This window comes from Chitinophaga flava, assembly GCF_003308995.1.
In the GTDB taxonomy this organism is placed as follows: Bacteria; Bacteroidota; Bacteroidia; order Chitinophagales; family Chitinophagaceae; genus Chitinophaga; species Chitinophaga flava.
This window is the reverse complement of record NZ_QFFJ01000001.1, coordinates 1,168,501-1,190,517: the sequence shown is the minus strand read 5'-3', so window position 1 is coordinate 1,190,517 and position 22,017 is coordinate 1,168,501. Positions and strand designations below refer to the sequence as shown.

Here is a 22,017-nt window from a genome sequence, read left to right as displayed (position 1 = left end):
AGAGGGAAGATTAATATCCTGCTGCGCTGTCATCACCGCGTTTATCGCCGGCGGCGTCGAGCATGCGGGTGCCCGGCTTTCTTTTAATGATTTCGCTTCGGCCTATAGGACTCCGTTTCACTACTTTATAACCCATGTTCTGAAGGGCAGTGATGGTGCTGTCGGGAAAATCATTTTCCACTTTCACTTCATCGGGTAGCCACTGGTGGTGGAACTTGGGCATATTAACGGCATCGGCTGGGGAGAGGCCAAACTCCAGCGTATTCATAAGTGTCTGGAATACGGAGGTGATGATGGTGGAGCCGCCGGGTGTGCCGAGGGCATACAGCGCTTGTTTCTGTTGCAGTACAATGGTCGGCGTCATGCTGCTGAGCATGCGTTTGCCGGGCGCGATGGCATTGGCTTCCGTGCCTACCAGGCCGTACATATTGGGTACGCCGGGTTTTACACTGAAGTCGTCCATTTCGTTGTTGAGGAGGAAGCCGGCTTTACCCACTACGGTCCTGCTGCCGTAATGCCCGTTAAGGGTGGTGGTGACAGCCACCGCATTACCTTCGGCATCGATGATGCTGAGGTGGGTGGTTTCCTCGCTTTCGGGGAATACACCGGCCTGAGTGGTGGTGCTGTTGCCGGCCTTCATGGGTATGAAGTCCTGCATCCGGGAGGCCAGGTATTTTTTATTGGTAAGCCTGGCCACCGGTACCTTTACGAAGTCGGGATCACCGAGGTATTGTGCACGGTCGGCATAAGCTCTTCTTTCCACTTCTATCATCAGTTGTACAGCCTGAGGGGAGTGAAAGCCCCATTTAGCTACGGGATAGTTTTCTATCATGCCCATCATTTGCTGGAGGCAGATGCCTCCGCTGGAGGGGAGGGGCATGGTAAGTATCGTATAGCCTTTATAGTTAAAAGATAGTGCCTGCCGTTCGCGGGCCTTATAGTTTTTAAGGTCGGCGAGGGTCATGATGCCGTGGCCTCGCTGCATTTCGGCTACGATATTGGCGGCGGTTTCTCCTTCATAGAAGCCGGCGGCGCCATTTTTTCGTATAAGCATGAGGGTATGGGCCAGGTCTTTCTGAATGAGGGTATCACCTGCTTTCCAGGGTTGATCTTTTACGAAGGCGGTAGGGGCGGTATTAAGCCGTTGAAAATCTGCTTTGCTGGCATTGAGGTTGACCGCTTCGCTGGCGCTGATGACGAAACCCTGGCCTGCCAGGCGGATGGCCGGGTCTATTAGTTTGGAAAACGGTAGTCTGGCGTATTTCATGGCGGCAAAGAGGCCTGCTATGGTTCCGGGCACGCCGGCGGCCAGGTGGCCGTCGAGGCTCAGCTGGGTGATGGCATTACCCGCGCTGTCGAGATACATGTCGCGGCTGGCTTTAGCAGGGGCTGTCTCCCGGTAGTCGAGCGCTATCTGTTTGCCACTGGTCAGGTGAGCGACCATAAAACCACCGCCGCCCAGGTTGCCTGCGCCGGGGTATACTACCGCCAATGCCAGCTGTGTGGCGATGGCCGCATCTACGGCATTACCACCCTGCTGCAGTATCATCGCACCTACCTGGCTGGCCAGGGGATGGGCAGATACTACCGCACCATGCGGTACTGTAATATTCTTCTCTATCTGATAGTCATAAGGCCGGAGCTGGTTAACCGGTGACTGCGCATGGGCAGCCATAACACTGCCCACAGCCATACCCAGCAGGATCATCAATCGCATGGTACTTGGTGTTTGCGTGTAAATTAAGAAAACAATCCCTATCTTACGTAGTAAACTATTAGTTGCTATGCGCCAACACTTACTTCTGGCATTGTTACTGCTTGGCTTTATCTCTGTCAGCGCCCAGGTACCTACCCCCGAACAGTTTCTTGGTTATCCGCTGGGGACACAGTTTACCCCGCATTACCGCGTGCTGGATTATTTCAGACAGGTAGCTGCAACCGCAAAGAATGTGAAGGTGGAGCAGTACGGGACCACTTATGAAGGAAGACCCCTGATCACCGCTACCGTCGCTTCCCCGGCTAATTTCAGCCGACTCGATGAAATACGTCAGCACAGCCTGGACATGTCTTATGCAAAAGGCAATGCCGGCAGCGACCAGCCCGTGATTGTGTGGCTGAGCTATAATGTACATGGTAATGAAGCCGTGTCTACAGAAGCAGCTATGAAAACACTCTATGAACTGGTTAATAACGGAAATGCACAAACGCAGCAGTGGCTTAAAAATACCGTCGTGATCATCGATCCCTGCCTGAACCCCGACGGACGCGAACGGTATGTTAACTTTTACAACGCCGTACGCAGTCTGCAACCAGACGTCAACCGCTACTCCCGCGAACATAACGAACCCTGGCCCGGAGGAAGACCCAACCACTATTACTTCGATCTTAACCGTGACTGGGCCTGGCAAACACAACGTGAATCACAGCAACGTGTAGCAAAATACAACCAATGGATGCCACAGCTGCATGTCGATTTTCACGAACAGGAAATTGAAGCGCCTTATTACTTCGCTCCCGCAGCAGAACCTTTCCACGATGCCATCACTCCCTGGCAGCGGGAAGTACAGGTGATGATCGGAAAAAACAACGCAAAATATTTTGACCAGGAAGGCTGGTTGTATTTTACCAAAGAACGTTTCGACCTCTTTTATCCTAGCTATGGTGATACTTATCCCATGTATAATGGTGCTATCGGTATGACCTACGAACAAGGTGGCAGCGGCAGAGCGGGTGTGGCAGTACTGAAACGGGATGGTGACACGCTTACCCTTACCGATCGTATCGCACACCATTTCACCACAGGAATGTCTACTATTGAAGTTGCTTCCCAACAGGCCGACCGGATTCTGAAAGAGTATGTGAAATATTTTGATACCGCTAAAAAAGATCCGCAGGGTGGCTATAAGTCATATGTGATCAAAGCTTCCGGCAATCCTGAAAAACTGAACCTGCTGGCAGATCTGTTACGTAGAAACAATATCGCCTTTGGTTTTAGCGCTAACATCGCCTCTGGTACAGGATTTAACTATTTCACCGGTAAAACCGAAGCTTTCTCCATCACGAAGGAAGACCTGGTGATCAACGCTTACCAGCCACGTTCCAATATGTTGAGAGTGCTCTTTGAACCTACCTCTCATCTGTCTGATTCCGTTACTTATGATATCACGGCATGGGCGCTGCCATATGCCTACGGTCTTACTTCCTATGCGGTGAAACAACCGCTTACACCTGCAGCAGACGCGCCTGTAACACCACAAAACGCTCCGCTGGCAGCTCAGCACCCTTATGCTTACCTGGCTCAGTGGAACAGCGTTCGGGATGTGAAATTCCTGGCTTCCCTGCTTAAGCAAGGGCTGAAAGTACGTTTTGCAGAAACACCGTTTACTTCCGGTGGCAAAACTTTCCCTGCCGGCACGCTCGTTATTACCCGTACCGGCAATAATAACGGAGGTCTGCTGTTCGACAGCTTTGTAACCACACAGGCAGACAAATACAAGATCACGCTCGACGCCGTAGCTACGGGCTTCGTAGACAAAGGCATGGATTTCGGCTCCGACAAAATCAGGTATATCAAACCTCCCAGGGTAATGCTGGTAACCGGCGACAACGTTTCTTCCCTGGGTGCAGGAGAGATATGGCATTTCTTTGAGCAACAGCTGAACTACCCTATAACGGTAGTGAATGAACGAAATCTGAACACTGTCAGCTGGGACCAGGTGGATGTACTCATTCTCCCGGACGGCGAATACAAAATGTTTACAGACAAACCTGCTGCCGAACGCATGAAAGAGTGGATCAGTAAAGGAGGAAAGCTGATCGCCGTAGAAAGTGCCGTAGCGCAGATCGCGGAAGCTGAGTGGGGCATCAAACAAAAGAAAGAGAAGGGAGAAGAGGAAAAGGACAAAAACAGGATGCCATCAGAATACACTTATGATGTGCTGAAACCATATGCTAACCGCGAAAGGGAAAGTGTGAAACAGTTTATCCCGGGTGCTATTTATAAAGTGCAACTGGATACTACCCATCCACTGGCCTTTGGTTATACCGATACTTATTATACGCTGAAACAGGACAACTATCTGTATGAGTTCATGGACAACAACGGCTGGAATGTTGGCGTATTAAAGAAAGATAACTACCTCAGTGGTTTTGTGGGAACAGATACCCGCAGCCGACTGAAAGATGGTCTGCTCTTCGGTGTGAAGGAAATTGGTAACGGCTCTCTTGTTATCCTGGCTGATAATCTGTTATTCCGCAGCTTCTGGGAAAATGGTAAGCTGATGTTTAGTAATGCAGTGTTTCTTGTTAATCAGTAACGTTGATGAATAAGATATAGGCGAAGACTCAAAAAGTAACAAATATAAAAGCGAAGAACGCATGGATACTATCCATGCGTTCTTCGCTTTTATCAATCTTTATAAATTTTATATCAATCCTAATCTTCGCTTCAATCTCCGCTTATCAGGAGCATCAGCGGTTTCTCTTGATATTACATCCCAAACTATTGGAAGTGCTGACGGTAACCGATTTACCGGCGGCGGTTTCTGAAATGGCATTGTGCAGCAACTGTACTTTGACCGTTTCTGCATTGCCAGGACTATCGTCGATGGCACCTTTATAAACGAGGTGATTTTTTTTATCGAACAAATAACACTCGGGTGTATGGTTGGCGTCGAAGGCATCGGCCAGTTCGGCGTTTTTATCCAGGATATAAAAGCATTGAAAAGACTGTGTGGAGGCATAGGCTTTCATGGAAGTCAAAGATTCTTCCTCTGCACGGTTAGCTTCGTTGGAGTTGACCATTACCACGCCGATATTGTTGTTATGGGCGAAGGAACAGATGTTGCGCAGGCGGTCCTGATTGCGCAGCATATAGGGACAGCGGTTGGCCCCAAAGATTACCAGGAGCCCGTTGGCTCCTTTTACACTGTTCAGGGAAATCTCTTTTCCGGAAACATCCATCCATTTATTTTCAGGTTTAGGTAAAGGGGCGCCTGGTTCAAGCTGGCCTTCCCTTATTGGACAGAAGGAGGCAAGCAGGAATGTACAGGTCAGGTAGAGAGCGGACTTCATCATAGTTTATGGATTTCGTGTCCAGAATAAATATAAAAAATGCGACAGTAATTTACTGGCGGGGCGCACGGTAAATCAACAGAAAGATATAATAAAAAAGTATAAAATAAAAAATTCCTTGGTTCAGGAAAGGTTATTAGTTAACCAGCTGTTTATCAGCTTTTTGTTCATGCCTGGCATCACTCAGGGCATGAATGCTGGCATTTAGTTCGAAGCCAACGAGGAGGATGAAGGAGTTGAAGAAGATCCAGAGCATGAGGATAAGGATCGTACCGATAGAGCCATAGATTTTGTTGTAGTTGCCGAAGTTGTTCACAAACCAGGAAAAGCCGATGGTGACGAGTATCATGCAGGTAGTGGCCACGGCGGCGCCGGCGGTGATGAACTTCCATTTTTTGGTGGTGGCAGCGCCGATCCGGTATAATACGGCGTTGATGGAGTAAAACAGCATGATAATCAGCACCCAGCGGGCAATATCGATCAGGCGGAGCAGGGATGCATTCTGAACGCCTATCAGATTGAAAAGCCAGCGCATTGTGGCACCTTGTGCGATGATCAGCGCTACTGTCACCAGCAGGAGCACTACCAGAATGACAGTGAGCTGGAGAGCGATGAGGCGGTTCTGCCACCATTTCCGTTTGCGGAAGCCGGCGTTCTGGATTTTGGAAAAAGAGCGGAGTATGCCCATCACACCATTGGATGAATAGAAGAAGCCCATAAGGAAAGCGACTGACAGCAAGCCATTACGATGCGTATAGAGAAAGTCGTGGATCATCTCCCGGACGATCATGTAGGTGTTGTAGTTGGGCGTCAGGTCCTGAGCCAGGTCATAGAGGGTAGGCTCTATGTTTTTTACCGGCACATAAGGTACCAGGGTAAACAGGAAGATAAAAAAAGGAGGAATGGCCAGCAGGAAGTTGAAGGAGATAGCTCTGGCCCTGTCTCCCAGTCCTCTGGCCTTGGTCTCTTGCACGAAATATTTGAGTACATCATATAGGGGCATCCCTTCAAACCCTGGAAGGAAGAGGGTTTTACTCCTGTTTACCAACCAGCGGTAGGGGCGTGAGCGAAAGATGATGTTTTCGGGTTTGAAGGCCAATATTTCGATTTTTTGATTTTTGATTTTTTCATTTTGAAATTTTGGGAAGATGTTCACTAAATCCCAAAATCAAAAAATCAAAAATTATGTTTCATACTTTTAGAAGCCTCTTTTATTCAGCTCAGCCTGATATTTTTTTGCATTTATCAGGTGTTCCGCATAGGTAGCAGCAAAAGCATGGTAGCCCGAGAAGTCGGATCTGGCGCAAAAGTACAAATAATCTGTTTCCGGCGTATTTAATACTGCGTCCATTGTTTTTTTCATGGGCGTACAGATAGGGCCGGGTGGCAGACCGTTATAACGGTAAGTGTTATACGGAGAATCGTACTGAGTATGTCCTTCGCGTATTCTTTTCAAGCCGAAGTCCTGGAGGGCGAATTTCACCGTTGGATCTGCCTGCAGGCGCATGCCTTTGCGGAAGCGGTTGAGGTATACGCTGGCAATCAGTGGTTTTTCATCGGCTTTATTGGATTCTTCATCTACAATAGAGGCGAGCACGGTTACCTGTACGGGAGTCAGGCCAAGGGCGCTGGCTTTGTTTTTACGGGCTTCTGTCCAGAACTCTTCTCTTTCTTTTTCCAGTTTTTTGAAGACGGTTTCTGCGTTGGTGTTCCAGTAAAATTCGTATGTATTGGGCACAACGGCGCACATGGCGCTATTGGTGTCAAGATTGAACTGGCGGAGATATACCTGGTCGTTGAGCAGGGCGCGGAGCGCATTGGAATCGGCTTCCAGGCTGGTACTGACTTTTTTGATCAGATCATCCTTGGTGCGCAGTTTATTGATGACGAGTGTTACGGGGGATTGTTTGCCGGAACGGAGCATTTTCGCGATGGTAAAGTTGCTCATACCATGGCTGATTTTATAGCGGCCTGCTTTTACGCGGGAAGGATATCCCAGTTCTTTTGCCACCCAGTCAAAGCTGTTGCGGTTGCGTACAATTCCCTGATCTTCCAGTCCGTCGAGCACATCGCGGTAGGTGCTGCCGGTGCGTACGTAGAAATATTTGGAATCGCCGAAGGCTTTGGTATTAGGGCCGAATACACGGTAGGATATGTATACAAGGATGCCGGCGAGCAGACAGCCAGCTATTAACAGGCTGCGTTTAAGCCATACGTTGGTAGGTTTTCTCTTTTTTGCCATTCGTGACCTGTAATTATTAAAAAAACCTCGCTTTTAACGGCGAGGTTTAATGAAATATTATTCAGCATTAAGATTATTTGCCTGGAGTGGTAGGTGCCGGTGCTGGAGCCGGTGCCGGTGTGTTGTTGGACGGCGTAGTTGGCAGCGGAGCGGTTTGGGCCGGAGCGATAGGCTGGCCACCACCTGCTCTTTCAACAGCAGTAGGAGCACTGTTAGATACTTTGGAAGTTTTCCCGATAAAGAAAGGAGCTGTCAGACACAGCACCGCAATGATTGTAGCGAGAATCCAGGTACCTTTTTCCAAAACGTCAGTAGTCTGACGCACCCCGATCACCTGATTGCCAATACCTCCAAAAGAACCGGACAAACCGCCTCCTTTAGGGTTCTGGATCAGCACGAAAAAGCCCAGCAGCACACAGGCTAATATGATCAGGATACCAAAAATGATTAACATAAATATTACTGTTTACTTTTATCTATTAGAGATTTTAGTTCTTGTATCTTCTGCGCAAAATAAGCGTTTTTGTCGGGATTAAGCAAACTTAATTTTTGATAAATCCTGATGGCTTGCTGATATTGGTGTTGGCGTACCCAGATTTCAGCCAGTGTTTCCGACACGATATCATGGTTGAAAGTAATGGAGTTCATCGCCATTTTCTCCACTGTTTCAGAAATTTCCGGTTCTTCGGTTTCCTCATAGAGGCGGTGCAGCTGCTGGTTGAACCAGTCTTTGCTGGACCTGCCGGTGAAGTTATCTTTTATCTGCCGCAGCCAGGAGGTGAAGCTTTTCATTTCTGCTTCGCCCTGTTCACTAAGCTCATCTGCCAGTTGCGGGTCTTTCAGCCGTTTATAGGCGAAGTAATCATCCGTATATAAAGGTTGGAAGGTAAGAGTTGTTTCTTCTGCCGGCATCTCCAAAGGGAATATTTTGATCGGCAGTGCCCCTTCCGTGGTATCGGTATGATTGTCTGTATGCTCCGGAGTGGCCGTTGTGTGATGGGGTGTTTCCGGTACTGCCAGCATGTCAGCGGTAACGGTAGTATCCCGTTGTAATATTGCTTCCGCTTCAGCCAGCACCCGGTCTGTATCATCTCCTGTAGCAGCGGTTTCGTCTGATCCTGCAGCAGAATCCTCCGGTAAAGTGTCGTCCGGGATAACGGGTGCTATCCTTTCTTCCACTTCTCCCAGTTCAGGCAATGGTGCCGTGGTAATAGGTTCCTCGGGCTGGGTAGATGGTACGGTTTCGTCCGGAATAACCGGAATGACCGTTTCTTCCTCTTCCCGGCCCTCTGGTAGAGTGTCATCAGGAATAACGGGTGCTATTCTTTCTTCCACTTCTTCCAGTTCCGGTAATGGAGCTGTGGTAATGAGTTCTTCGGGTTGGGAGACAGGAACAACCGGTTCTTTCGTTTCTTCTTCCTGGGGCTCCTGAGGAGCTGTATCAACAGGTGTCTCTGGTAAGCTGTCTTCCGGGATAACGGGTGCTATTCGCTCTTCTACCTGTTCCAGTATGGGTTCGTGCGTTACGATATGATAAAAATGATGAGGCTGACCGCTGTACAACATGGCCTTTTTGACAGCCGTTTCATGGAGGTTACTGTGCTGGAGATACACCTTTCTGGCGAGCAACAGCCTGGCTGCAGCGAAATAAGGGTATTCCGCCACCAGTTTTTCCATGGCTGCAACATCTACCTGTTGCAGGCCGGGCTGCAAATAGATATGCGCGATGATGGAGTTTGCGATCATGATCCTCTAATGTAATAAAATTTGATTATTTATAGATTTGATTATTTGAATATTTGACGATAAAATATGTTAATCCATTTCCATCGTCAAACATTCAGTTAACACTCAAATCATCTTACCAGTTTGCAAATGCCCTATTGAAAATATCGTCCACAATACCAGGTATAATGTTATTATCCAGCAAATTGTTCTCTACAGAGCTGGGAAGCTGGCTGGCAGGGAAGTCGGCTGAACGGGTAAAGGATTGGGTGAATCCTTTTTTATCACCGATACGTTTGATAAACGTAATATTAATGGTTACGTTCAAACGGGAAGTGGCGGCCTTGTCAACATTGGTAACGGCAGCATTGGAAAAGGAATAGCCGGTGATGGCGCCTCTGAATTCGTAATCTGCACGGGGTTCATTGTCGCCCACCTGTATAAGCCTGGTCTGGGAGGTTACCTTATCACGCAGTTTCTGTGTGACTTTCTGACTAATCGTTGGGTTGGTGATAGGTGCCCTGTTTTCTATAAAGCGTACATTCACGGTACTGGCGCCCTGGTCTATACTGGCTCCGGTGGTGGAATAATGTACACTGCACCCACCCAGTAAGGCGATGATGGCCAGGGTGATGAATGTTCTGATGCTAGTGGTCATACTACTGTTAATTCGTTTATTCGGCAATGTTATATTCTTTCAGTTTGCGGTAGAGCGTTCTTTCAGAAATACCCAGGTCGAGGGCGGCATCTTTACGTTTGCCTTTATGTTTCTTCAGTGCTTTTACGATCAGTTCTTTTTCCTTGTCAGCAATAGAAAGGGTTTCTTCCACTTCTTCATGATGATCAATCTTGTTATCCGGCAGAATAATGGGCTGCGGGTTGTTGATACCAGGTGCCGGCATGGTCATTTCACTGCTGGCAGGGTAGCTGTGCAGGACATGATTTTCCGGATGATGGTATTCCTGCGCATGTGCCATGTTTGGATTCTGGAGAATGTCGAAGAACATTTTTTTGACCTCTGTTACATCTTTTTTCATGTCGAAGAAAAGTTTGTAGAGGAGGTCTCTTTCGCTGGCAAAATCGTTGGCAGCGCCGGGCGTTTGCTGTGGTGCGGCGAGCATCGGCAGGCGGTTCACCTCCGGTATCTCAGGAAGAAACCGTTTCAGATCATTGGAGGTCACCAGTTTGTCGGATGACAGCACAGAGATCTGTTCCGCAATATTTTTCAGTTCACGCACATTACCACGCCAGGGATAGTTAACCAGCACCTGACGGGCTTCTTCATCCAGCTGTATCGATGGTGTTTTATATTTCTCAGAAAAGTCTACAGAGAATTTACGGAACAGCAGGGGAATGTCTTCTTTCCTGTCGCGCAGCGCCGGTACCCTGATAGGAACAGTATTGAGACGGTAGTACAGGTCTTCCCTGAATTTACCATGCTGGGTACGTTCCAGCAGATCGCGGTTGGTAGCGGCGATTACGCGTACATCTGTTTTCTGTACTTTGGAAGAGCCTACGCGGATATATTCGCCGGTTTCCAGTACACGCAGCAGGCGGGCTTGTGTGCCCAGAGGCATTTCCCCGATCTCATCGAGGAAGATGGTGCCGCCGTTGACAGTTTCGAAATAACCTTTACGGCTATCTACTGCGCCGGTGAAGGAGCCTTTTTCGTGTCCGAACAGTTCGGAGTCGATAGTACCTTCGGGAATAGCGCCGCAGTTGACTGCAATAAAGGGATTATGTTTACGAGCACTCAGTGCGTGAATGATCTGGGAAAAAACTTCTTTACCAACGCCACTTTCCCCGTTAATGAGTACGGTGAGGTCTGTATTGGCCACCTGAGCGGCCACCTGCAGTGCGTAGTTCAATGCGGGACTGTTTCCGATAATGCCAAACCTGTTTTTGATAGCCTGTATGTCCATAAGTGGTTACCCGATTGTTTAATGGTCCAAAAATGCGCAGGCAGCAGCGGGTGGCTACTGTACTGCCTTTCCTATAAGTGTTCCGGATGTACAGCTGTCTACCTTCACCATTACATATTCGCCCTTTTTGAAGTTCTCACGAGGGAACACAACTACCTTGTTCTGGTCATTACGGCCAAAGAGGTGTTCATCAGAGCGTTTGGAGGTGCCTTCTACGAGCACCTTGAAGGTTTTGCCGACATCTTTTTTCATATTGGCTTCTGATTGCTGGCGGTGTAATTCCACTACTTCCGCGAGTCTTCTTTTTTTGACATCTTCCGGAATATCGTCCTGGTAGCGGCGTGCAGCCAGGGTACCGGGGCGTTCGGAGTAGAAGTACATGTATGCCAGATCGTAAAAAGCAAACCGCATAATATCGAGGGTTTGCTGGTGGTCTTCTTCCGTTTCGGTGCAGAATCCTGTGATGATGTCAGTTGAGAGACCGCAGTCAGGAAGTATTTCACGGATACGTTCTACTTTTTTCATATACCATTCGCGGGTATAGGTGCGGTTCATCAGCTGTAGCACACGGGTGCTGCCGCTTTGTACTGGAAGGTGTATATAGTTGCAGATGTTTTCATACTTCGCTATGACGAAGAGCACTTCATCTGTGATGTCTTTCGGATGGGAGGTGCTGAAACGTACACGCAGCAGCGGGTTGATGAGGGCTACTCTTTCAAGCAGCTGGGGAAATGTAACGGTTTCGCTGTCATCAGCGCTGGTCCAGTAGTAGGAGTCTACGTTCTGGCCCAGAAGGGTCACTTCCCGGTAACCGTTGTCAAACAGTTCGGTGGCTTCTCTCACGATGGAATGCGCATCACGGCTGCGTTCGCGGCCACGGGTGAAAGGTACTACACAGAAGGTGCACATATTATTACAACCCCGCATGATAGACACAAAAGAGGTAACCCCGTTGTTGTCCAGCCTAACCGGACTGATATCACCATAAGTCTCTTCCCGGCTCAGGAGCACATTCACCGACTTCTGGCCTGTTCCCGCTTCCGTAATCAGGGCAGGGAGACTACGGTAGGCATCCGGACCTACTACCATATCTACCAGCTTCTCTTCTTCCAGCAGTTTGCTTTTCAGGCGCTCTGCCATACAGCCCAGTATACCTATCAGCAGTCCGGGCGTACTCTTTTTGAGCCGGTTGAACTCGGTCAGACGCTTGCGCACGGTCAGTTCTGCTTTTTCCCGGATAGAACAAGTATTGACCAGGATGAGGTTGGCCTCCTCTATATCGCGGGTGGCGCCAAAACCTTCCTGGTTGAGTATGGATGCAACGATCTCACTGTCATTGAAATTCATCGCACAACCATAGCTTTCTATATAGAATTTTTTACTATATGATTGGTTCTCAGTCGCTTCGGGAGCAAAAGCTTCTCCCTGGCGGCTTTCATCATGCACTTTGGTAACCTGATCCAGCATTCCTAACAAAATTTTGGAGAGCAAAAATAAGCATTAAAACGGAAAAAATGACAGAATGTCACGCAACCGGGTAATGCAACAAAGACGCAAAGATGTCAACATCCCTGCGTCTTTGCTGCTTTACTTTTTATCCTTGCGGAAAACGTCTTTACGCAATCTTAGCGCTCAGCCAGCTTTCCTTCAGTGGGATCAGCCATTTATTATCCAGGTCGGCCTTGGTGAGCACGGTATTATTGAGATAAAGGGTGTTTTCGTCGATAAACCCTTTTTCGAGGGCATAAGACAACTGGGCCATCGGGAGCAGTTGTACTTTATCTTTTACAATAAATCCGAGCAGCAACCGGTCAAACATATTCACATTATATTGCCTTTCAATGCTTTTGATAATACGGACAGAGCTGTCGGTACTGCAACCGCTGACGGTTGTATCCGTTTCATCTGCGATCAGTATCACTACCTGGTTCAGTATCACTTTACCCCATCCTTTGACAGGGGCGCCATGCGCATTCCATTGCTCGGTGAACTGCAGCAGCTGTTCATCGATCTCCAACACCTCCTGTTCATTAAATGGCCTGTTGCTCTGATATATCCACACCCTGGAAGCCGGTGAAAATCCGGTAGGGAGGTTTAATTCTTTCGTGTTCATGTTGCAAAGTTAAATCAATTACCTGTTACGATCGGCACCCGGATGATGATGGTTGCCAGGCCGCAACGCTATTGTGTCTTATTCCATATTCATAGCGATCAGCTCCGCGATATCCAGCACTTTTACCTCGTCTTCCTTGCCGGTCTCCTTTACACCATCCGTGAGCATGGTCATACAGAAGGGGCAGTTGGCGGCGATAACGGAGGCGCCGGTATCTACAGCTTCCCGGCCTCTCTCAAAATTAATGCGGGTGTTGCCTTTTTCTTCTTCCTTAAACATCTGTGCACCACCGGCACCACAACACAGCCCTTTACTGCGGCAGCGTTTCATTTCCACCAGTTCTGCATCAAGGGTTTCCAGCACTTTGCGGGGTGCTTCATAAATATTATTGCCTCTGCCCAGGTAACAGGAGTCGTGATAGGTGATTTTTTTACCTTTAAAGGCTCCGCCCTCCTTCATCCTGATCTTTCCTTCATCAATCAGTGATTGCAGGAAAGTGGTGTGGTGGATGACTTCATAGTTGCCTCCCAGTGCGGGATATTCATTTTTGAGAATGTTAAAGCAGTGGGGGCAGGCGGTCACTATTTTTTTGACGCCGTACATATTGAGCAGCTGGATATTATTCTGCGCCATCATCTGAAAGATGAATTCATTACCGGCTCTTCTGGCCGGGTCGCCGGTACAGCTTTCTTCTTTGCCGAGGATGGCAAACTGTACGCCTGTTTTATCCAGGATAGTGGCAAATGCTTTGGTGATCTTTTGCGCGCGCTGATCGAAGCTGCCGGCACAACCTACCCAAAAGAGTATTTCCGGTGTTTCCCCATTGGCGGCATATGTTGCCATAGTCTTTATCTGCATAGCTGTTCGCTTTTAGCTTTTGTCTGTTTATTGATTCATTTCTTCGGCCCATTTGTCGCGGTCATCCATGCTGAACTTCCAGGGGGCCATATTATTTTCTATGTTGCTGAACATACCGGTCCATTCAGTGGGTGCGCTGGATTCTTCCATTACCAGATGGCGGCGCAGCTGAAGGATGATATCGAGCGGGCTGATACTCACGGGACATTCCTGTACGCAGGCGTTGCAGGTGGTGCAGGCACGCAGCTCTTCTTCGGTGATGTAGTTGCGCAGCAATGTTTTGCCGTCATCCGTGAAAGTGCCGTTGGCATTGATGTTACGGCCTACTTCCTCGAGGCGGTCGCGGGTGTCCATCATGATTTTACGGGGAGACAGCGTTTTTCCGGTCAGGTTGGCCGGGCAGGCTGCGCTGCATCGTCCGCATTCGGTGCAGGAGTAGGCGTCCAGGAGGTTTTTCCAGGAGAGGTCAGACACGTCTTTGGCGCCGAATTTGGGGATGCCTTCGGGGGCTGGTTCGCTGGCAGCCAGTTCGGGCTGCAGCATCAGCTGTACTTCCCGTTGAACAGCCGGCATATTTTCCATCTCGCCCATAGGCTCCAGGCTGGCGAAATAGGCATTGGGAAATGCCAGTATGATATGCAGGTGTTTGGAATAGGGAAGATAGTTGAGGAAGGCCAGCACGCCCAGTATGTGCAGCCACCAGCCACCACGCTCCAGTCCAACCAGTGTGCCGTCGGACAGTCCGCTGAACAGGGGGGCAAGGCTTCCGGTGATCAGGAAAGGGCCGGTGGTAACATAATGTGCGCTGCCTCTCAGCTGCATCTGCTGATCTGCCGTGTTCATCGTGAGGAACAGCGTCATGAGCACGATCTCTGTAATAAGGATGTAGTTGGCGTCCGAACGCGGCCATCCGTCGAGGTCCTTGCTGATAAAGCGTCTGAGCTTCAGGATATTTCTGCGTATCAGGAAGATGGCACATCCCAGGATCACTAGTACGGCCAATACTTCAAAAGCTCCGATCAGTACGGGATAAAGTGATCCCAATACGGAAACGAATACACGATGGGTGCCCAGTATCCCATCAAGGATGATCTCCAGGATCTCCAGATTGATGATAATAAAACCGGCATACACGAAAAAGTGTAGCACGGCCACCATCGGGTTACGGAACATTTTTTTCTGGCCGAAGGCCAGTAACAGAACATTTTTCCAACGCAGATCAGGGTGGTCATTGAGGTCTTCATCGCGCCCCAGCAGGATATTCCGCCTTATCTGGCGCACTTTCGTGGAAAATAGGTATACTGCCACACTAAAGGCAATAATAAACAGCAACTCTTGTACTATTCGCATTATCTTGGATTTGACTCCCTAATTTATGTTTTTTTTAGCTCTCCGCTTTTAGCAGGGAAATTTTTATCAAAAGCATCTTCCTACAAACGAACTTCTTATTTTTGCGACTATGGAAAGCAGGAACATTATTCTTACACAGGATATCATCCAAAAGAAAATAGAGCGCATCGCCTATGAGATCTATGAGCTGAACAGCGATGGCACGGAAATCATTCTTGCCGGCATCTGGGACAGAGGCGTTATTGTGGCCAGAAAGATAGCAGCTGTGCTCGAACAGATTTCTCCGTTGAAAACACGGATCATATCCCTGCATCTGGACAAACAACATCCAGGTGAAGTAAAGGTTTCTGAAGATATTGATTTTAATGATAAGGTTGTAGTAGTGGTAGATGATGTAGCCAATTCAGGCCGTACCATGCTGTATGCGCTGAAGCCGCTGCTGGCCTATCTTCCCCAGAAAATCCAGACTGCTGTGCTGGTAGACCGCAGACACAAATCCTTTCCTTTATCAGTAGATTTCGTAGGTTATTCCCTGGCCACCACCTTACAGGAAATGGTATTGGTAGAGATGAGCGGCGAACAGATCATATCTGCCTACCTGAAATAGTATCCGTTAAAAATATATTGCATGCAGCTTTACCTTGCCCAGTGAATTGATCTCCAGGGTAGGGGCAGGAAATTTCATCATATTCAATACCTGGAATAATACCCTGATGCCTTTTTTACGGCTGCGTATTTTGGTGAAGTCGATATCCGGTGAGAGATAAAACTGCCGGATACGGGGGATACCGCTATAATCGTATTTTACGCCATGTGCGTCTGTCCAGGTGTTATCGCGGCCACCGTACATTCCGTCTGCTCCATATCCTACTGCTATATTGAGCCAGCGGGGCAGCCAGGTGTTTTTATTGAAAGAATACAGGTTGACAGAAGCCCAGTAGGTTTGGGCATTATAATCCTTCAGAGCCCTGGCGGGGAAAGACTGTCCAAAAAGCTGCCTGGCTTTGTCATCCAGTATGCCTTCCGGGTAGGTGGCAGGATGTGTTGAAAACTTAAGCTGGATGCGTTGCTCATCCCAGGCCAGTTCCTGACTGATGAGTAGTGCAGATCCAATGGCATTGGCACCCATATCACTCCAGGAGAAGCCCCATTCTTCCGAAAAGCCGTCCAGTACTTCTATTACAGACTGATAGGTGAAGCCGCTAAGGCCACCGATCCATATTTGTTGTTTGCGTGGCAGTCCCGACCAGCGCCACATTTCGCGGCTGTATTTCCCTTCGAAGTAAGCACTGAATATATGTCCGGCCTTATCCATCTGGTTCCATTCGCCGGCATCGTTGAAGAAGTGAAAAGAGGAGCGGGGATAACCTTTGTACCAGGCACTGTTGAGTACGGCCAGTCCGCTGCCATAGATGGCTGCGGTAGCACCGGAAAGTATCCATACCCTTTCCCTGATAGTGGTATCAGGCAGGGAGAAAAAGGAGGCCTTTTGCTGGGCTGGTGCACTCAGGGTAATCAGCAGGAGAAGAATGAGTCCCGGCAGAACCCTTCTCCTATGGAGGAGAAGGGTTGTCTGGGCAGTATTCTTTTTTTCAGTTATGATAAAAAGGTATTTTATTATTTCAGGTGCATATCCGCGATGATGCCTTCGATCTTTTTATCGAGATCGGCAGTTACGGCATCAAAGCTGGAAGCGCCATTGAGCGGCGCATTAACGCTGAAGTAAAATTTGATCTTGGGTTCGGTACCGGAAGGACGGGCGGATATTTTGCTACCGTCGGCCAGCACAAACTGCAGCACGTTGGATTTGGGCAGATCCAGCGCTTTGATTTCACCTGTTTTGATGTCTTTTATCTGTTGTAGCTGGTAATCATACAGGGTCACTACCGGAGAACCATTGATGGTAGCGGGTGAGTTTTCGCGGTAGCCGCGCATCATCTCTGCTATTTCCTCTGCTCCTTTCATACCTTTTTTGGTGATGGAGATCAGGTGTTCTTTATAGTAGCCGTATTGCATGTAAATGTTGACCAGCAGCTCAAACAGGGATTTGCCCTGGCTGCGTGCATAGGCCGCCATTTCGCAGATCATGGCCACAGAGGAAACAGCGTCTTTATCACGGACATTGTTGCCGATCATATAGCCGTAAGACTCTTCACCGCCACATACAAAGGTTTCGTTAGGTTCTTTGCGGCGGATGAGGTCTGCGATCCATTTAAAACCGGTGAGGGTGTTATAGCAGTTGATATCGTTTTGGGCCGCAAATACATCGATCAGATCGGAGGTTACCACGGTTTTGGCGATAAAGTCGCTGGGGCGTTGTAAGCCTTTGCGACGGCGGCCTTCCACGATGTAGTTGAACAGCAGTACGCCGGTCTGGTTACCGTTGAGCAGTACCCACTGGCCTTTCAGGTCTTTAACGGCAATGCCTACACGGTCAGAGTCAGGGTCGGTACCCAGGAGGATATCAGCGTCGAGTTCTTTGGCTTTTTTAAGGCCCAGGTTCATGGCTTCAGACTCTTCGGGGTTGGGATACACAACGGTGGGGAAGTTACCATCGGGTGTAGACTGTTCTTCCACAATGTTGACATTGGTGAAGCCGAAGCGCTGCAGTATTTCCGGTACCATGGTGATACCGGTGCCATGGATAGGCGTATAAACGATTTTAAGGTCGTGCTGTTGTTTGATAATATCGGGATTGATAGACAGGCTTTGCAGTTCCCTGAGGTAGGCTTCGTCTACTTCTTTACCGATGAGGGTGATATTGGCTTCTCCGCCGCTCCATTTCACTTCGTCGGGGGAGGAGATGTTTTCCACTTCCCGGATTACATTTTTATCGTGGGGAGGAATCAGCTGTGCCCCATCGTTCCAGTAGGCTTTGTAGCCGTTGTATTCTTTGGGGTTGTGAGAGGCGGTGAGTACCACGCCGCCCTGGCATTGCAGATGGCGGATGGTGAAAGAGAGCTCCGGCGTCGGGCGGAGGCTTTCAAACAGAAATACTTTGATGCCGTTGGCAGCAAATACATTGGCCACTGTTTCCGCAAAAAAGCGGGAATTGTTGCGGCTGTCATGGGCGATGGCTACCTTCACTTCTCCGCTAAAGGTCTGTTTCAGGTAGTTGGCAAAGCCCTGGGTGGCCATCCCGACAGTATATTTGTTCATACGGTTGGTACCTACGCCCATAATTCCTCTTAATCCACCAGTACCAAACTCGAGATTACGATAAAAAGCATCATTGAGGTCATCGGGGTTACCTTCCTGCATCTTTTTCAGCGTGGCCACTGTTTCGGCGTCATAGTTACCGTTAAGCCATTGCGATACTCTGTTTTGAATATTTATATCCATAATCGTGTTCTTTTTCCGGGCTGGATGCCCAAATGGACTGTAAAGTAAAAATAAAAAAACGAATGTGGGAAATTCCGGCAAGGCAAATTCATTGAAAATCGTAGGTATTGGTTAATTTTGCATTATGAGGCGGTATGAAGATACTTATAAACAAAAAGGATTACGCAAACAGCTAGTTGATAGTATCCGTCAGAAAGGTATTACAGATGAAAATGTGTTGGCGGCTATTAATAACATCCCCCGGCACTTCTTCCTTGATACGGCTTTCGAGAGCATTGCATATGATGACAGAGCCTTCCCTATCGGAGAAGGACAAACGATTTCACAGCCTTATACGGTGGCCTATCAAACCCAGCTGCTTGAACCCAGGCCGTACGAGAAAATACTGGAAATTGGTACGGGCAGTGGCTACCAGGCCTGTGTCCTGGCAGAGCTGAAGATGAACGTGTTTTCCATCGAACGCCAGAAACGGCTGTTCGACCAGGTGAAAGCCTTTCCTTTCAAAAGTAAATATCCCAACCTGCGCCTCTTCTATGGCGATGGCTATGAAGGACTGCCTTCCTATGCGCCTTTCGATAAGGTGCTGGTGACTGCCGCCGCTCCGCATATCCCCGAAAAGCTGTTACAACAGCTGAAAATCGGAGGTAAAATGGTGATCCCTGTGGGAGGCCAGGAAGTACAACGGATGCTGCGCATCACCAAAGTAAGCGACACTGAAACTGAACAGGAACTGTTTGATAACTTTTCCTTTGTGCCGATGCTCGCGGGCAAACAGTAACAGTGATGCAGTATATATGTCAACAATGTGCCTGATGGGCGGATATATAGCGAAAGCCCCTGTTGATCAATTGTCAGCAGGGGCTTCGCATTTTATGTTAGTTGATTACAACCTTCCTTTTTCTTTAGGTTTTTCCTCTTCTTTCTCTTCCTGCTTCTCTTCTTCTTCGGGCTGCACTTTCTTTTTCTTAAACAGATTAGGGTCCATTTTACCAAAGCGGTACCGCACATTAATACGGATGAAACGGGTGGCACGCTTACGCTCATAATCCTGAATAAACACCGGTGTTTCATAATGGGAACTGTACTGCTGTGTATTCAGCAGGTCTGAAATATTGAGGGCAATCACCAGCGCCTTATTTTTCAGTACTTCCTTCCTTACACCCAGGTCTATGCCGTTCATAGCCCGGAAGGTGCCCTGCGGCTGTATCCGTGGCGAACGGTAATGACCACTCAACTCGATACTGTACCGGGAAGGCAGGCGGAACTGTGTGTTGGCATTGAGTCCATAGCTGAAATTTTCATTGCTGACAGTAACACTGGTGAGTTTGTTATACTCCAGGTTCAGGTTGGCATTCACTTTCCACCATTTAAACAGATTAAGGCTGTACGATACATTGCCTCCGATATTTTGCTGGGTGGCGAGGTTCATGGGTTTGGTGGTAGTGACGCCGGTAACAGTGTCCAGGGTACTGATACGGTCTATATTGTCGTTGGTCTGCGCATAGTAGGTACTGGTGCTGAAATAGTTGTTGGACTTAGGATAATAGACGGAATAACTCATTTCAAACTTATGCGACAACGCCGGTTTCAGCTCGGGATTGCCAATACGGATGTTCTGCGGATCGGAGTTGTTGAAGTAGGGCAGCAGTTGATCAAAGTTGGGCCGGTCTATACGGGTGGAATAGTTGAATACCAGGCTCTGGTTCTGGTTTTTAGGCATGTTGTATTTAAGGAACATGCTGGGAAACAGGTTGAAGAATTTGTTGTCTACCGTTGTGTCCCGGGTAAAGGAATAACCTTTAAGATAGGACTGTTCGGCCCTGATACCTACCTGGTAGCCCAGATTACCAAAGGCATTGGCAAAGTTGAGGTAGCCCGCATGAATATCTTCTTCGTAATCGTACTGGTTGGACAGCTGATTACTTTTTCTGAATGTCTGGAGGTCCCAGTTGTAGAGCATGGCCGTATAGTCGTTACTGATATGCCGCAGGGTGCTTTTGACGCCGGCTTCCAGCTTGCCTTTTTTGCCGAAAGGCATGGTATAGTCTGACTGTATGTTCCAGAAGCGGTTGCCATTTTTGCCGGTATTCTGCTGCCAGTTGGGATTAGCGAGCGTATCAACACCTGCTTTGCGGTACTGGGTGTGGTAGTCGCTGTTGCTGGCAGAACGGTTGCCACTGTAGCTGACATAGGCAGTCAGCTCCTGGTTGGGCTTCCTGAAAGTATGTTTGTAGTTCAGGCTGGTATTGTTGTTATAACCATCGTTGCGGCTGGTATTGTTGCGGTTGCCGTCGCGGATGGTTTCGTGGTTTTCATTGAGATAATTCAGGAAGATATTGTCTTCGTTTTTGCCGAAGTTATGGTTGATACCTTCTGCGATGGTGAAGGTATTGTGGTCATCGAGGAAATAGTCGAAGCCGAAGCGGCCGCCGTTGTTGCCATTGCGGTTGTTGTTACGGCTGTCCTGGGAGAAAAAGGTGGTGTGGCTGCTGTCGGGAACGAGGTTTTGCCGGGAGCTGTATCCGCTGCCGCCGATGGATTCGTAGCGGCCGTTGTAGTTGCCGAAGAAGTTGAAGCGGCGCATACGCAGGCTGGCGTTGGCGCTACCGTTGACCTGTCCGCGGGTAGCCACACCGGCGTTAAACATCACGTTGTAGCCGATAGCTTTATCTTTTTTCAGAACGATATTGATAATGCCTCCACCGCCCTGGGCTTCGAATTTGGCAGAAGGGTTGTTGATCACTTCCACGCGGTCGATACTTTCTGCCGGAATCATCTGCAGGGCTGTTTTAGCATCACCAAAAGGAGAGGGTTTGCCATCCACGTAGATGGTAACACTTTTGCCCCGAAGGGTTACGTTGTCGTCTATATCTACATCTACGCTGGGTATGTTTTTGAGAATATCGGTACCGGTACCGCCTTCTGCATTGATCATGCTGCCGGCATCAAACACCTGGCGGTCTATCTGCATGGAGAAGGCGGGTTTTTCCGCTTTTATCTCTACTGCATTCAGCACTTTACCAGCTGCCTGCAGATGCAGGGTACCGGCAAAAGCATTTTTGCCGGCTGTTACCCGGATGGCTTTTTCCAGTTTGTCATAGCCCATAAAAGTGATACGGAGCACATATATGCCCGGTACAACACTGTTGAAGGCGAAGGTGCCCGCCGGTGTGGTGTACATGCCGGTGACCATAGAAGAATCGGTTTGCTGCAGTAATACCACGGAGGCATATTCCACGGGTTTCCCGTTGACTGCATCCGCTACTTTACCGGTTACTTTCACAGGAGTGGATTCCGGCGTTTGTGCGTTCAGGTTAGACAAGGCGAGGCATAGCAGGGCTGCCCCTGAAAGAAATCTTAGCATCCGTAATGTTAGCATCCGTTAAATCTGG

The 22,017-nt window shown here is 48.6% G+C and carries 19 protein-coding genes; 4 read left to right on the top strand and 15 right to left on the bottom strand.

Annotated elements, in window-relative coordinates; translation table 11 throughout:
- Positions 1 to 10: 10 nt before the first annotated feature.
- Positions 11 to 1,717, bottom strand: coding sequence for a gamma-glutamyltransferase (ggt, locus tag DF182_RS04620; RefSeq protein WP_245957372.1), 1,707 nt, complete (start codon positions 1,715 to 1,717; stop codon positions 11 to 13).
- A 67-nt stretch (positions 1,718 to 1,784) separates the two neighbouring features.
- On the opposite strand from ggt, the gene DF182_RS04615 reads away from it, so the two are divergent.
- Complete coding sequence (locus DF182_RS04615) at positions 1,785 to 4,316, top strand: M14 metallopeptidase family protein (RefSeq protein WP_113614492.1); 2,532 nt, start codon at positions 1,785 to 1,787, stop codon at positions 4,314 to 4,316.
- Positions 4,317 to 4,470: 154 nt separating this feature from the next.
- Here DF182_RS04615 and DF182_RS04610 read toward each other — a convergent pair whose 3' ends face one another.
- The 11 genes from DF182_RS04610 to DF182_RS04560 form a co-directional block, all read right to left on the bottom strand.
- Positions 4,471 to 5,076 carry a redoxin family protein gene (locus DF182_RS04610; RefSeq protein WP_245957371.1) on the bottom strand — a complete coding sequence of 202 codons (606 nt, stop codon included), beginning with the start codon at positions 5,074 to 5,076 and terminating at the stop codon, positions 4,471 to 4,473.
- Positions 5,077 to 5,209: 133 nt separating this feature from the next.
- Positions 5,210 to 6,172, bottom strand: a complete 963-nt coding sequence (locus DF182_RS04605) for a YihY/virulence factor BrkB family protein (protein ID WP_147243346.1) — start codon at positions 6,170 to 6,172, stop codon at positions 5,210 to 5,212.
- A 99-nt stretch (positions 6,173 to 6,271) separates the two neighbouring features.
- A complete protein-coding gene (mltG, locus tag DF182_RS04600; RefSeq protein WP_113614490.1) occupies positions 6,272 to 7,315 on the bottom strand; it encodes an endolytic transglycosylase MltG in 1,044 nt (347 codons plus the stop codon).
- 73 nt (positions 7,316 to 7,388) lie between these two features.
- Entirely contained in the window at positions 7,389 to 7,769 is a 381-nt protein-coding gene (secG, locus tag DF182_RS04595; protein ID WP_113614489.1) for a preprotein translocase subunit SecG, read from the bottom strand.
- A 5-nt stretch (positions 7,770 to 7,774) separates the two neighbouring features.
- Complete coding sequence (locus DF182_RS04590; protein WP_113614488.1) at positions 7,775 to 9,061, bottom strand: hypothetical protein; 1,287 nt, start codon at positions 9,059 to 9,061, stop codon at positions 7,775 to 7,777.
- 115 nt (positions 9,062 to 9,176) lie between these two features.
- Complete coding sequence (gene lptE / locus DF182_RS04585; protein ID WP_113614487.1) at positions 9,177 to 9,698, bottom strand: LPS assembly lipoprotein LptE; 522 nt, start codon at positions 9,696 to 9,698, stop codon at positions 9,177 to 9,179.
- A 16-nt stretch (positions 9,699 to 9,714) separates the two neighbouring features.
- On the bottom strand, positions 9,715 to 10,962 hold the full coding sequence (locus DF182_RS04580) for a sigma-54 interaction domain-containing protein (protein ID WP_113614486.1): 1,248 nt from the start codon (positions 10,960 to 10,962) through the stop codon (positions 9,715 to 9,717).
- A 54-nt stretch (positions 10,963 to 11,016) separates the two neighbouring features.
- Entirely contained in the window at positions 11,017 to 12,429 is a 1,413-nt protein-coding gene (miaB, locus tag DF182_RS04575; RefSeq protein WP_113614485.1) for a tRNA (N6-isopentenyl adenosine(37)-C2)-methylthiotransferase MiaB, read from the bottom strand.
- A gap of 148 nt (positions 12,430 to 12,577) precedes the next feature.
- Entirely contained in the window at positions 12,578 to 13,075 is a 498-nt protein-coding gene (locus tag DF182_RS04570; RefSeq protein WP_113614484.1) for a hypothetical protein, read from the bottom strand.
- Between the two features lie 78 nt (positions 13,076 to 13,153).
- Complete coding sequence (locus tag DF182_RS04565; RefSeq protein ID WP_113614483.1) at positions 13,154 to 13,933, bottom strand: (Fe-S)-binding protein; 780 nt, start codon at positions 13,931 to 13,933, stop codon at positions 13,154 to 13,156.
- Positions 13,934 to 13,960: 27 nt separating this feature from the next.
- Entirely contained in the window at positions 13,961 to 15,283 is a 1,323-nt protein-coding gene (locus tag DF182_RS04560; RefSeq protein WP_113614482.1) for a (Fe-S)-binding protein, read from the bottom strand.
- A 109-nt stretch (positions 15,284 to 15,392) separates the two neighbouring features.
- On the opposite strand from DF182_RS04560, the gene DF182_RS04555 reads away from it, so the two are divergent.
- On the top strand, positions 15,393 to 15,890 hold the full coding sequence (locus DF182_RS04555) for a phosphoribosyltransferase family protein (RefSeq protein WP_113614481.1): 498 nt from the start codon (positions 15,393 to 15,395) through the stop codon (positions 15,888 to 15,890).
- Between the two features lie 6 nt (positions 15,891 to 15,896).
- On the opposite strand, the gene DF182_RS04550 is transcribed toward DF182_RS04555, so the two are convergent.
- A complete protein-coding gene (locus tag DF182_RS04550) occupies positions 15,897 to 16,598 on the bottom strand; it encodes a DUF2279 domain-containing protein (protein WP_113614480.1) in 702 nt (233 codons plus the stop codon).
- Here DF182_RS04550 and DF182_RS32095 point away from each other — a divergent pair.
- A complete protein-coding gene (locus DF182_RS32095) occupies positions 16,581 to 17,009 on the top strand; it encodes a hypothetical protein (RefSeq protein ID WP_147243345.1) in 429 nt (142 codons plus the stop codon). The two genes, DF182_RS04550 and DF182_RS32095, sit on opposite strands and share 18 nt — an antisense overlap.
- On the opposite strand, the gene DF182_RS04545 is transcribed toward DF182_RS32095, so the two are convergent.
- A complete protein-coding gene (locus DF182_RS04545) occupies positions 16,901 to 18,625 on the bottom strand; it encodes a phospho-sugar mutase (RefSeq protein WP_113614479.1) in 1,725 nt (574 codons plus the stop codon). The genes DF182_RS32095 and DF182_RS04545 overlap by 109 nt on opposite strands.
- A gap of 124 nt (positions 18,626 to 18,749) precedes the next feature.
- On the opposite strand from DF182_RS04545, the gene DF182_RS04540 reads away from it, so the two are divergent.
- Positions 18,750 to 19,403, top strand: coding sequence for a protein-L-isoaspartate(D-aspartate) O-methyltransferase (locus DF182_RS04540; RefSeq protein WP_113614478.1), 654 nt, complete (start codon positions 18,750 to 18,752; stop codon positions 19,401 to 19,403).
- Positions 19,404 to 19,508: 105 nt separating this feature from the next.
- Here DF182_RS04540 and DF182_RS04535 read toward each other — a convergent pair whose 3' ends face one another.
- Positions 19,509 to 21,989: a TonB-dependent receptor gene (locus DF182_RS04535; protein ID WP_161964050.1), complete on the bottom strand. Its 2,481-nt coding sequence runs from the start codon at positions 21,987 to 21,989 to the stop codon at positions 19,509 to 19,511.
- Positions 21,990 to 22,017 lie beyond the last annotated feature (28 nt).